7 protein-coding genes and 1 rRNA gene are annotated in these 12837 nt (G+C 61.0%); 4 read left to right on the top strand and 4 right to left on the bottom strand.

What is annotated here, in order from left to right:
• Positions 1–243, top strand: a 16S ribosomal RNA gene (locus tag VHX65_00250); the annotation flags it as partial.
• 242 nt (positions 244–485) lie between these two features.
• Here VHX65_00250 and VHX65_00245 read toward each other — a convergent pair.
• The 3 genes from VHX65_00245 to phoU form a co-directional block, all read right to left on the bottom strand.
• Positions 486–1085 carry a PEP-CTERM sorting domain-containing protein gene (locus VHX65_00245; GenBank protein HEX3996962.1) on the bottom strand — a complete coding sequence of 200 codons (600 nt, stop codon included), beginning with the start codon at positions 1083–1085 and terminating at the stop codon, positions 486–488.
• 251 nt (positions 1086–1336) lie between these two features.
• Positions 1337–6208 (bottom strand): pre-peptidase C-terminal domain-containing protein, encoded by a 4872-nt coding sequence (locus VHX65_00240; protein ID HEX3996961.1) that lies wholly within the window; start codon positions 6206–6208, stop codon positions 1337–1339.
• Between the two features lie 546 nt (positions 6209–6754).
• Positions 6755–7414, bottom strand: a complete 660-nt coding sequence (gene phoU / locus VHX65_00235) for a phosphate signaling complex protein PhoU (protein ID HEX3996960.1) — start codon at positions 7412–7414, stop codon at positions 6755–6757.
• Positions 7415–7598: 184 nt separating this feature from the next.
• Here phoU and fdhF point away from each other — a divergent pair, with 184 nt between their 5' ends.
• Positions 7599–10565 (top strand): formate dehydrogenase subunit alpha, encoded by a 2967-nt coding sequence (gene fdhF / locus VHX65_00230; protein HEX3996959.1) that lies wholly within the window; start codon positions 7599–7601, stop codon positions 10563–10565.
• A 261-nt stretch (positions 10566–10826) separates the two neighbouring features.
• Positions 10827–11303: a hypothetical protein gene (locus VHX65_00225; GenBank protein ID HEX3996958.1), complete on the top strand. Its 477-nt coding sequence runs from the start codon at positions 10827–10829 to the stop codon at positions 11301–11303.
• Positions 11304–11346: 43 nt separating this feature from the next.
• On the opposite strand, the gene VHX65_00220 is transcribed toward VHX65_00225, so the two are convergent.
• Complete coding sequence (locus VHX65_00220) at positions 11347–11685, bottom strand: P-II family nitrogen regulator (protein ID HEX3996957.1); 339 nt, start codon at positions 11683–11685, stop codon at positions 11347–11349.
• 303 nt (positions 11686–11988) lie between these two features.
• Between VHX65_00220 and VHX65_00215 the strand changes: the two genes are divergently transcribed.
• On the top strand, positions 11989–12822 hold the full coding sequence (locus VHX65_00215) for a hypothetical protein (protein HEX3996956.1): 834 nt from the start codon (positions 11989–11991) through the stop codon (positions 12820–12822).
• The last annotated feature ends 15 nt before the right edge of the window (positions 12823–12837 follow it).

Below are 12837 nucleotides of genomic sequence, written 5' to 3'. Positions count from 1 at the left end.
GTTCGGATTGCAGGCTGCAACTCGCCTGCATGAAGCCGGAATCGCTAGTAATCGCGGGTCAGCATACCGCGGTGAATGTGTTCCTGAGCCTTGTACACACCGCCCGTCAAGCCACGAAAGTGGGGGGCATCCGAAGTCGCTCGAGCAACCGCAAGGAGCCAGGCGCCTAAGATGAACTCTGCGATTGGGACTAAGTCGTAACAAGGTAGCCGTAGGGGAACCTGCGGCTGGATCACCTCCTTTCTTAAGGATACCTATCCCAGCGACGGCGACGCCGTTGGGACGACCATGTGGAGACGGTCCTTGTGCTGCTCCAAAAAGAATGACTCCAAAAATAGGCTGCTCCAAAGGCAGTTCGTTCGAGGAATCGGCTACCAAATTGACTAGATAAGGCCCGTTCAGACCTAGCCAGGCTGAACGGGTCTTTTTTTGCGCGCATCGCACCCGGCCCAAGTCGCCGCACCGAGCGGTCTCGTTGGAACCGATTAAACCGCCTCAGCCGGCCGGCGAAGTCGCGCTCGCCGGCGCCACGCGATCAGGCCCGCGGCAACCGCAATTCCCGCCAGCGCTATCCCCGAGGGCTCCGGCACCGGCGCCGGGGCGATGTCGATCCAACCGTTTTGCACCGTGAATGCAATCGGATCGCTCAATTGGTCGAAGAGCGCCGTTCCTACCGCGTCCGTTCCGGTTTTTAGGTTGAACGTCAACGGAAAATCGCCGACAGTGCCCCCCTTCACCGTCAACTGAACCATCAGCAGGCCGTCGCCATCGGCCAGAACTGGTGGCGAGACGTCATAGGGCGGTTGATACGGATAATCGGTCCCATAAACGACGTTGCTCGTGACATTTGGGACTGGTGCTTGCGGCGCGAAGAGATAGGGGTGGTCGACCGTGGCGCCGGCAGAGGTGAAAAACACGTCGGGGCTCGACGGTAGCGCGAGCTCGACCTGCTGGTCGCCGACTTGCGGCGACGGGTTGTCCGTGTCTTGCACGTACACCTCGACCGTCTCGGTGCGGTCGGAGGCCGAATACGGGAGCGAAACCGTCGGTGCGGTGATGATGACTTCACCGCGCGCCGTTCGCAAGGAAAAGGCCGTCGAACAAAAAGCCGCTACAAGCAGGCCGCTCGAAACCAACCGCACAAAGCCCGGCAAAACCCGGATGCATGCTCGAATCTGTGATGCCACTGGCTACTCCTACGCGCGCAAATTGCAAACGTCATTAGCGTCTTGTAAATCCTAGTTGCCATCGAAGAATCCTTCCCATCAATCCGTCGTTCCGGTCGTCATCCGCGGAACTATCCTACCGCCTCCGCAGCTCGCACCCTTCTCAAGCGCTATCCGCCGCGAAGCCAATCGATCTCCTGCTCCAAAACAAGATCCGTCAGCAAATCATCGGCGGCCGAATCATCCGCAGCGCGAGTGTCGACCGTCGAACGGCGGTCCACGGAAGCACGCGCAGCGGCGTTTGGATCGAAATCGGCATCGTTCTGGAGCCCACCGTTCGAGTCGCCGCTGGGCATCCCCTGTGGATCGCCGCCCGCATCGTCTTGAATCAGTTTGCCGGAATCCGCAGCATCGCTGCCGCCGTCCTCGATCGAGCTGTCGCCATGCGGTTCGGCCATCGGCCCCGCGACATCGCTGGCCCACGTTGGCGCCCCAGTCGTGATAAATTCTCGCGGCGGACCGGCGAAATCTACTACGGCTGCAGCGGCAAATCCGTCCTCCGGTTCTCCGGGTATTCTTTCCGCGAGTGGCGTCGAGACCAGTGGCACGGGGCCGATATTTCGCTCGAGCGAGGTTGCCGGCGTGGAGGTCGACGGCGTCCAGGTCGCAGCCGTGGAAGCCAGTGCCGTTGGCGTTGGCCCGGCCGATGTCGCAACCGTTGATGTCGCAACCGTTGATGTTGTTGTCGTGAATGTTGCTGTCGGAAGCGCGGCGGTGGCGGAACTCGTCGCGGTCGGCAAATTTGCCGAGTCGGAGGAGGGTTGCGTCGTCGCCGCGGCCGGGGACGTACCCGCCGAGGGGCAGGTTGCGGGCGGCGAATCGTCGGCGGCCGGAATCGGCGCTGGCGGCTCAAGAACGAGTTGATCGATGGCTGAGTCGCTAACGACCGTCAGGAACTGCGGCGAGACCGCAGGCGAAGCGAGATCGCTGCTCGCTCCGTCGCCGGACGTCGATGCGACGGCATCGCCCGATCCGTCGCCGAGCTGCGCGGCCGGCGCCACCGGATTGTCCGCCGGCAGCGTCTGTTCGAGATTAAGTCGCACGTAGGTGCCGTCGACGCCGGTGATCGTTCCGCTGCCGATCAAATCATCGAAGGGCGAATAGCCGCTGGTGGTGGTGTTTTGCAAAAGGGCCAGGCGGACGGTATTTCCGTCGAGGCCGGTGACGCCGCCATCGCGAGTCACGTTCCCTTGCAGAATATTGAACTGGAAATTGAATATCCCGCCCGCGACTCCGTTGCCCGATGGATACGCCGACGAACCGTTCGTCCATTCGCCGTCGAGCGTCGAACCGAGCGAGTCGGTCACATCGGCCGATGGAATGCTCAACAGATATTTATCGGTCGCCAGCGGCGAGGCAAATGTCCATTGGGCCGTGTTGGTCGCCGCGTTGTATGAAAACGTGGCGGTGCTCAAGGCGGCCGGAGGGGGCAGGTCGGGCGAACCGATCAATTCGAGAGCCGAATCGGCCGCGTTGACCGAAACACTTTCATTGAACACGACCGATATCGTGTTGACGTTTACCCAGGGAATATCCTGTAGTTGGCTCGAACCGGACGGGATCAAATAGCCGAGCTGCGCGCTTCCCAGGCCGTGGCTGGCAAGATAACTCAAGAATGTTTGCGTCCAAGCCGTGCCGCTGACGTAAACACCTGCGACCTCGGGCGGATCGGAATCGACCGTAAACGTCGTCGAAGCGCCGGTTTGCAGCGCCAGCCCATTCTGATTGGTGATTCCCGAGTTGGCGGCCACCGACAGGGCATACACGCCATTGGCCGCGGTCAGCGATCCGAGATTGCCGAGCGTGAAGCTGGTGTCGTTGGTGGTCGTGAGCGTCTGGTTTGCGGTGAGCAAGTTCGGGCCGCCGTTCAGGCTCAGTGAAAGGTCGGCCAGCGACATGCCGGCCACCGGCCCGTTGAACACGATCTGTAGTTGCGAGACCGCCGTGTTGGTTGGATTCGGAGCGATCGGCGTTACCGACACGGAAGGTGCCACGGACGTGCTGAGGAAATATTCGCCCGTGGTGCCGCCGCCACCGGTGACTTCGATGTAATACGTTCCGCTGGCGCTGGCAGTTGCCACCAGCGATTGATTGGTCGACCCGGTTCCGGAGGCGAGCAGCGTGCCCGTTGGGCTGTAGAACTGGATCTGCGGTTGAGCGAGGTCGACGAACTGCTCTTGATTGGCAACGGTGCCGCCGAACGTGTAGGTTTGCAAGCTCAGCGAAGTGCCCGCGGCAAGATTGACGGCATACCACTGCGTGGGCGCCGAAGCCACGATCGACCCCAACACGCCGGCCGTGCCGGTGATATTTTGGGCGGCCGCCTGGCTGCCGTTGGCTTGCAGATCGAAATCAGCGCCGACCGTGACGTTGAGCAAATACGTAATATCGGCCGCGTCGCCGGTGACTTCGGCATAATACGTTCCGGCGGCCGTGGCCGTGAAATTCTCGATCGCCCCATCGACATTCGTGTCCAGCGGCGTGCCGTTGGCGAGCGTGCCGTCGTTCGAATTCAGCAGGGCGACGTTGATCATGCCGGCGGCCCCGCTCTGATCGGCGACGGCCAAGGTGACGGTTTGTCCGGCCGCGAGGGTGAACGAGTAATAATCGCTCAGTTCGGAGCTGTTGTAGACGCCCGTCTTGCCCACGACGGCCGCGCGAGTGGCGGTTGGTCCGATCGTTTCGAAGCCGGTGATGCTCTGCGCTTCGGAAAATTGGTTGTTGCTCGCTCCGCCGATTCCTGAAGTCGAAACGGCCGCATTGAGAAACACTTCCAAAGTGAAGCTGCCGGTATTGTTGCTCGGAGCGGAAACCGTGAACGTGTACGAACCGCCGGTAACAGGGACGGTTTGGAGCACGAACTCCTGGCTGCCCGAGCCGGTGATGGTGTCTTGGTTCACGATTCCCGGGCCGACCACCGAAAGCTGGGCCCCTTGCAGCGTTCCGGGAACAACGACGGCGGTGATCGTCTGGCCGGCAGCGATTGCCGCGGTATAGGTGTAGGTGGTTGTCGATCCGCGATGATTCGTGATGTTTCCGTTCATCTCCGTTTCGTAAACCAACGAGCCGCCCGGAGAGCCGATAATCGCACTGCTCAGGGCATAGGTCGCGGTGAAGGCGGCGATGGCGCCCCCGTCGGGGTCCGTGACTGCGCCGGCGGCGATCGAAACGGTCAGTTCGCTGGTGCTCGGCAACCCGCTAAGGGAATAGGTCACGGTCGTGGAGTTTACCAGCGTGTAGCCCGTGACCGTCCCCTCGCTCAACGTCAGATTCGACTTGCTGATGCTGCTCGTGGCATAGGCTTCATTGAAGTCGACCGTGAGCGACGTTAGCGGGGCAAGCTGTGTTTCGACGACCGATGTTGACGCGGGCGTCGTCGAAACGACCGCAAGCTGCGCGAGTGGATCCTCGTAGAAGGCGCCGCTAAACGCCACCAGCGGCGAATTGTTGCTCGCCTGATCGAGCCCGCCGGCAGCGATCGTCATCGTCTGCGCCAATTGGCCGCTAATCACCGGGCTGCTCGAAAAGCTGAATGTGATCGATGTCGAACTGGTTTCGGTGAACGAAGTGGCGGCCACGCCGTTGACTTCGAAATCGGATGCCGTGATGCCCGAGGTCGAGTAGGGCTGGCTAAAAGTAACCGTGAAACTGGTCGGATACTGCGGTTGCGTGGCCCCGTACTGCGTCGATCCGTTGGCCGGAGATGTCGAAAGAACAGCGAACGGCGAAAGATATCCGACGATCGACGAAACGATGGGCGTTCCGCGGCCGGTGACTAGATCGTAGCCCACCGTGGCGCTATACGTGCCGTTGCTGCCGCCGGTGATGTCGTGAAAGGCATTGCTCGGCATCGAATAGATATCGGGCAGCGTTTGCGTCGCGCCATTCAACGAACCGATTCCGTCGATCGCCCGGCCTTGATCGGCGATGGCGATGATCGCAGCCCAAGAAGGCGCGCCGAGGCTGGTGCCGCCGACCTGCACCCAACCGGCGCCGCTGCCATAATCGAACGAATTCACGACCGCCACGCCTGTGTTCGGATTGGCGTCGAACGACACGTCGGGCATCGCACGGTAGGCCACATTGTTGACGTCGCTGTCGGAACTCGGCACCACCGAATCCTGATAGGAGGGCTCGGGTTCATACACGCTAATGCCGCCGCCGGTCGCCGAGCTGCTGCTATTGTCCCAAACCGTTTCGCTGGAGTACGTGCCCGATGGGGCGAGATACGTGGGCGGAGCGTTCGGATTGGGATTTAACGTCGTGCCGCCGACAGACAAGACGTTCGGCGAATAGGCCGGATAACCGCCGGGCGAGCCGGCGTCGCCGGCGGAGGAGACGAACGTGATGCCGCCGGCTAGCTCCGTTCCGCCCGTCGTGGCGGCGCCCCCCAAATGGCCAGACGGCGTCGTGAAAATCGAATCGTCGGAGGCTTCGCCGTTGAACTCCGATGCTCCGAAACTCATCGAAATGACATCCACGCCGGGCGTGTTTGCCGCGGTCGAGACGGCGGCGAACAAATCCGTCAGGCTGCTGCTATTGGACTCGACGAGCAAGATCTTGGCATCCGGCGCTAGGGCATGGGCCCATTCGACGTCGAGCGAGATTTCCAGCGACCAATCGTTGTTGCTGCCGGGCGTGGGCGTGCTGGGCAACTGCGTCGTGCTGCCGGTCTGCCCTTCCACGGTGAACGTCGGCGGCGCCGTGATGCCAAATGCCGAATCGAAAGTCGTCAAATCGGCTTGGATGTCGGGATCGTTGTAGGCATCGATCAGAGCGATCGTCTGCCCGGCGCCATTGCCCTGGATCGTTCCGCCGGCGAAGGCGACTTGGTCAAAATCATAGACGCTTTCGATTTCGGCCGGCGTGTAGGCGGCCGAGGGTGGCGACGCACTGCCGGTTGCAGGCGATGCGGTTCCAAGCGGATTCGCCAGTGCGACCGTTGTATAGGCCTGTTCGGTCAGCCCCTGCGCCGAAAGCATGCAGCGGGGCTCGAGCCGTTCGACGGCCGTTCGGAATTCCAGCTCGCGGCCACGCCGACTAAAACGGGCAAACCCAGCGCCGGACTGCCCACCCCGATTCGACTGGCGTCTTCCGCGAGGCGACATGAGCGATCCGTTCGGGAGCAAAGCGAAACCACCCCGCGAACTTCAGTTCCGCGAGGCCGATCCTGGGCACTTATTCCGTGGAATCATCCCCGCGGAAATGGATTTGAATCGTGGGCAAATACGGGCGCGAAGATAAGATCCCGATTTGGCGCCGGCATCATTTGAGCCTAACCACGTTCTGCGAGGGCGTCAAGCAAACCGCCCCAACCGCCCCAACCGGCCAACCGGCCAACCGGCATCGTATGGCCAGACGACGCACTGCCGCCAACCTGCCGCTCAGCATGCTGGCCCGAAGCGTTCGCGAGGAAAGAACCCGCCGACCGGCGCTTCCTCGCTAACGCTTCGGGCTAGTATTTTGAGCCAAAGCGTAGGTTTCCACCGCCGGAATGCCCCGTATTAAAGGGGGGATGTTGCCTGTGATCATTCGATCGTTTGATGTCGCACGATTTCACCCTCCACCATGTAAATCACGTCTTCGGCGACATTCGTGGCCATATCAGCCAACCGCTCGAGGTGTTTCGACACGGAGTTTAGCTTCAACAGATATTCGGTCCGCTCGGGATTGCGGCGGATGGCGGCAAGGATCTGCCGGCGGATTCGCTGGCGAGATTCGTCGACTTCATCATCCTCCTCGCGCACCTGCCGGGCCAACGCGGCATCAGCGTTCACCAGCGCGTCGAGACTTTGCTTGACCATATTTTGGGCCTTCATGGCCATGCCGCGGAAATCGACCGGCAGCTCCATCGCCTCCGCCCCCGCGAGATAGCTGGTTCGCTTGGCGATGTTCCTCGCCAGGTCGCCCATCCGCTCGAGGTCGTTGTTGATCTTGAGCGTGGCGACGACGAACCGTAGATCGTTGGCCACAGGCTGATAGAGGGCCAGAATTTTCAGGCACTCTTCCTCGACCTCGACCTCCATGCGGTCGATCACCGAGTCGTTGGCGATCACCTTTTGGGCCATCACGGCGTCGCGATTGATAAGCGCGGAGATGGCGTTCGCAATGGCCTCTTCGACGAGGGTGCCGACGTATAAGATTTTCTGCTTCAGAGCGTCGATTTGCCGATGGATGTGTTTCGTCATCGCTGGGAATGGAGTCGAAAGGATTTATCGCGTAAGAGCATTTTCCCATCGCGACTCGGTGTGTCAAGCAAACGAGCGGCGTCCGGGCGCCAATCCTTGCCGCTTGCGGCGATCCGTGCCATCATACGGGCGGCCGCGTCGGTGATGCGGATCATGGCGGCCACGAAGCATAGGGGATTCGGCGATGCCCATCACGATCGACGGCGCGATGTACGAAGCGCAACCCGGCGAACGCCTGGTCGACGCCATCAATCGCGCCGGCACGAAGCTGCCGCAGGTCTGCTACCATCCGCAACTTGGGCCGATCGAAACCTGCGACACCTGCATCGTGCAGGTCGGCGGGCAACTCGTGCGGGCATGCGGCACGAAAGTGGCCGACGGCATGACGGTCGTCACCAAATCGCCCGCCGCGCTCGCCGCCCAGCACGAGGCGATGGATCGCATCCTCGCCAATCACCTGCTCTATTGCACTGTTTGCGACAACAACAACGGCAATTGCGCGGTTCACAACACCACGAAACTGCTCGCCGTCGAGCATCAGAAAATTCCCTATCGGCCCAAGCCGTATCCGGTCGACGACACGAACCCCTTCTATCGCTACGATCCGGATCAGTGCATTCTCTGCGGGCGGTGCGTCGAAGCGTGTCAGAATGTGCAAGTGAACGAGACGCTTTCGATCCGCTGGGAAGATCCGCAGCCGCGCGTGCTGTGGGACGGCGGTTCGGCGATCGGCGATTCGAGTTGCGTGTCGTGCGGCCATTGCGTCACCGTCTGCCCGTGCAATGCGCTGATGGAAAAATCGATGGTCGGGCATGCGGGCTTTTTCACCGCGCTGCCGAAGCCGGCCATCGACGGCATGATCGACGTGGTGAAAGGCGTCGAGCCGGAGACGGGCTACGGCGCGATCATGAAATTTTCCGACGCCGAATCGGCCATGCGCGATAGCCGCATCCGCCGCACGAAAACGGTTTGCACGTATTGCGGCGTCGGCTGCAGTTTCGAAGCATGGACTAAGGACCGGCATCTGCTGAAAATCGAGCCGCTCGAAGGGCCGGCCAACGGGATTTCGACCTGCATCAAAGGCAAATTCGGCTGGGACTTCGTGAATAGCCCCGACCGGCTCACGACGCCGCTGATCCGCGAGAACGGCCGCTTCCGCGAGGCGAGCTGGGAAGAAGCGCTCGGCTTCGCGGCGCGGCGATTCGCCGAAATCAAGGCCGAGAGTGGGCCCGATGCGCTGGCGTTCATCTCTTCGTCGAAATGCACGAACGAAGAGAGCTACTTGATGCAGAAACTGGCCCGCGCCGTGATCGGCACCAACAATATCGACAATTGTTCGCGCTACTGCCAAGCCCCCGCCACGACCGGCTTGTTCCGCACCGTCGGCTACGGCGGCGATTCGGGCTCGATCTCCGATATCGCCCAAGCAAGCCTGGTGTTGATCATCGGCAGCAACACGGCCGAGAGCCATCCGGTGTTGGCGACGCGCGTGAAGCGGGCCCACAAGCTCAATGGCCAAACGCTGATTGTCTCCGATTTGCGCGAGCATGAAATGGCCCGCCGCGCGGATGTATTTCTCCGCCCCAAGCCGAGCACCGATCTGATCTGGCTCTCAGCCATCACGCGCTACATCCTCGACAACGGCTTAGCCAAAACGGATTTTCTCGCCAAATGGGTCAATGGGCTCGATGAATACCGCAAGTGCCTCGAGCCCTTTACGCTCGAATTCGCCGCCCAGCGCACCGGCCTCGCCATCGAAACGCTCAAAGACGTCGCCCAGCGGATCGCCAAAGCCGAAAGCGTTTGCATTCTGTGGGCGATGGGCATTACGCAACACAGCCAGGGCTCCGATGCCTCGACCGCGATCTCCAACCTGCTGCTCGTGACCGGCAACTACATGCGCCCCGGCACCGGCGCCTATCCCCTGCGCGGGCATAACAACGTGCAAGGCGCAAGCGACCACGGTTCGATGCCCAACGCCTTGCCCGGCTATCAATCGATCGACGACCAAGACGCTCGAGCCCGGGTCGAAACGGTGTGGGGCGCGAAGCTGCCGACGACCAAGGGGCTCGACAATCATCAAATGGTCGATGCCGCGCTCGAAGGAAAGCTGCGGTCGATCTATGTGATCGGCGAGGAAATGACGATCGTCGATTCAAATGCGAATTACGTCGCTTCGGCGTTCGAGAAAATCGATTTCTTCGTCGCGCAAGACATCTTCTTCAGCCACACTTGCCAATATGCCGACGTGGTGTTGCCCGGCACTCCGAGCCTCGAAAAGGAGGGGACCTTCACCAACACCGAGCGGCGAGTTCAGCGGCTGTACCAAGTGTTCGAGCCGCTTTCGGGCGCGCGGCCGGATTGGCAAATCATTCGCGACGTGGCCAATCATCTCGGCGCGAAGTGGAAATACGAACATCCGTCGGAAATCATGGACGAGGTGGCGGCTGTTGCGCCGTTGTTCGAGGGCCTGAACTACGAGCGGCTCGAACGGTTCAAATCGCTGCAATGGCCGGTGCATGCCGGCGGCAAGGATGAGCCGCTGCTGTATACCGAGCATTTCGCGTTTCCGGACGGCAAGGCCCGGCTGTTTCCGATCGGCTGGAAAGAACCGCCGGATCAGCCCGACGGCGAATTCGACCTGCACCTGAACAACGGCCGCCTGCTCGAGCATTTTCACGAAGGCGATATGACGTATCGCTCCGCCGGCATCCGCCATATGACGCCGGATACGTTCGTCGAAGTGTCGCCGGCGCTCGCCGCCGAACGGGGCATTCAATCCGGCACCTGGGTGCAGCTAACGTCGCGCTACGGGCAAGTGCGCGTGCGGGCGCTGGTGAGCGATCGTGTGCGGGGCAAGGAGCTTTACATGCCGATGAACTCGGTCGAAAGCCCCGTGAATCGCCTGACCAGCAGCCATACCGACGCCCAAACGCACACGCCCGCCTATAAAGAAACCTCCGTGAATATGCAAATCCTGCCAGAGCCGCTCGGCGATAGCCCCTTGCCGCGATTCAACCACCGCTTCGGCCACCCCACGCCGCAGAATGGAGTCGAAGTGCGGCGGAAATGGAAGCGCGCCGACTATCGTCCGCCCGACGGCGTGCAACTTGTTCAACTCCAGACCGACATGGGAAGCGTGAGAAAGTAGCGGGCACCCATCGTGTGCCGTCCGGGCACACTTAGCCCGAAGCGCTAGCGAGGAAGCGCCGCAAACGCGGTTTGATCTCCGTTTAATTTCGGACGAGTGTAAGCCGGAGACGGCACACGGAGAGCTTGTGAAAGAATGGGGACTGGCTCCGAACTCGCTTGATGAAACACCGGCAAAAACGGTCGGCGTGAGGTGCCTGTCCCCATTCTTTCACATCCTCGGAGTGTGCCTGCTACGTAACGCGAAAGAGGAGCACCAGCGATGGCACGGCCGATTCTCTTCGAACTGCCGCCGCGCGATCCGCGCGCCGAGCTGCAATCGCGGTTAGCCGACGCGCCGGCGGAGCATGCCGAAGCGCTCTTGGCCGCCTACGAAGTGTTGCAGGGATTGCACGACCGCGGCGTGTTCGACCTGTTGCGCGGCGCGCTCGGTTCCAGCGACCGGCTCATCGAGATTCTGGTCGAAGAAGCGAAATCGCCCGACGCGATTCGCGCGCTCCGCAATTTCCTGATTCTGACAAAGCTGTTCGGCAGCATGGATTCCGACCGGCTCCGAGGCATCACCGGCGTAATCACCGACACACTGCTGCGGCCGCAAGAAACCGAGCCGCCAAGCATGTGGGCAATTTTCCGCCGGCTATGGAACAAAGACTTCCGCCGCGGCGTTGCCATCGGCCAAGATTTCTTGGAAAAGATCGGCCGCGCGCTGTCGAGCAAGAGCGGCCCGGAAAACCGTTAGCGGCGAACTGTTTGGCGGCGCGAACAGGCTTGTCGCGGCCACCTTAAATCGCCGCTTCGGCGGTTTCGCCGGTGCGGATCCGCACCACGTCGAGCAATGGGCTGATAAAAATTTTGCCGTCGCCCACCTGGCCGGTTCGGGCGCTGCGGAGGATCGTGTCGACCACGTCGGCCGCCTCTTGCTCGTTGACGACCACTTCCAGCTTCACTTTCGGAAGAAAATCGACGGCGTATTCCGCTCCGCGGTAGATCTCGGTGTGACCCTTCTGCCGGCCAAACCCGCGCACTTCGGTGACCGTCATCCCTTGCACTCCCTTGGCGTGCAGCGCGTCTTTCACTTCCTCCAATTTGAAGTGCCGGATAATGGCTTCGATCTTTCGCATCGAGTTCTCCCGAATGATGTGTGAGAGCCGCCAGATGAATCAGCTCGCCGCGGACGAATGGCGACGCGACGCCACGGATCGAGTATACCGAAAAATCCGTCGGCTGCTTGAGCCGCTCCGCTCGCTAGCACGCATTTTGCGCTTGAAATCGCATCGATTGCAATTGACAGCTTTTCGATTTGCGGCGACAAATTTCCTCGAAATCCCAGATAAACGGTTCCAAAAAGACGGCTTAAAACTTCTCACCCTTCGCGTGCCGCCATGCAATTCGTAAGTTCTTCAGCGGTCCGGTTCCTCTTCGCCATGGCGATCTTCTTGCATGCGCCGCGCATGTTGTCGGCCGATCCGCCGGCAACGCCAGTCCAATCGGCACCGCAGCCGACGATTGTTTCGCCGACATTGACCGCCCCCGCCGGACCAACGGTCGAAGAGTCGCTATCGAGCATTATTCAACAGCTCATCGTCGATAGCCTGCCACGGCAATTCACCGACGAGCGAAAATGGGGCAAAACCGCCCGCGCGGTCAACGGATTCTCGATCAAAACCGACGGCGACGGCATCAAAATCCGCAAACACACGCATGAAGTCAACGACGGCCTGTGGAAGGAATACCGGGCCGAACTAGTCGATCCGAAAAAGGAATTGCAGATTCGCGTTCAGAACGTCCGCACGACCGCAATGGATCAAACGTCGCTGCAACTTTTTCTCGCGGCCCGGCTGCATGGCGAAGCCCGGCTTGAGCAATGGAAAAATGGTGTCAAGCTGTTCGATGTAAGTGCCGAGGCCGATTGCAAGATCGAGGCCCGCATCGATATGAATGTGCGGTTGATCATGAAGCAGGGCACGCTGCTGGGCGATGTGGCCGTCGAGCCCAAGGTGACCGGCGCGGATTTGAAACTGGTCGATTTCGAATTGCAAAAGGTGAGCAAGCTGCAAGGCTGGGCGGCCCACCAATTGGGCGAAGGGCTGAAACCGGAGATTGCCCGGCAGTTGCACCGGGAAGAACCGAAGCTTGTGGAAAAGCTGAACGCGGCGATCGAAAAGAAAAAGGGCCGGTTGCGCTTCTCGCCCGACGCCGCCGTGTCGAACGGATTTTCGAAACTCGAATCGCTTTTGCATCTCGACGACGCCCCTTAGACACGCAACGCTCCG

Source organism: Pirellulales bacterium, assembly GCA_036267355.1.
In the GTDB taxonomy this organism is placed as follows: domain Bacteria; phylum Planctomycetota; class Planctomycetia; order Pirellulales; family DATAWG01; genus DATAWG01.
The sequence above is the reverse complement of the archived record's forward strand: the minus strand, read 5'-3'. Positions and strand labels throughout refer to the sequence as shown.

What these genes read in the sequence shown, in the direction of transcription:
- VHX65_00220 (HEX3996957.1), bottom strand. Translation starts at nt 11,685, where the DNA reads ATGCGAAAGATCGAAGCCATTATCCGGCACTTCAAATTGGAGGAAGTG.
- VHX65_00225 (HEX3996958.1), top strand. Translation starts at nt 10,827, where the DNA reads ATGGCACGGCCGATTCTCTTCGAACTGCCGCCGCGCGATCCGCGCGCC.
- VHX65_00240 (HEX3996961.1), bottom strand. Translation starts at nt 6,208, where the DNA reads ATGCTTTCGGCGCAGGGGCTGACCGAACAGGCCTATACAACGGTCGCA.
- VHX65_00215 (HEX3996956.1), top strand. Translation starts at nt 11,989, where the DNA reads ATGGCGATCTTCTTGCATGCGCCGCGCATGTTGTCGGCCGATCCGCCG.
- fdhF (HEX3996959.1), top strand. Translation starts at nt 7,599, where the DNA reads ATGCCCATCACGATCGACGGCGCGATGTACGAAGCGCAACCCGGCGAA.
- phoU (HEX3996960.1), bottom strand. Translation starts at nt 7,414, where the DNA reads ATGACGAAACACATCCATCGGCAAATCGACGCTCTGAAGCAGAAAATC.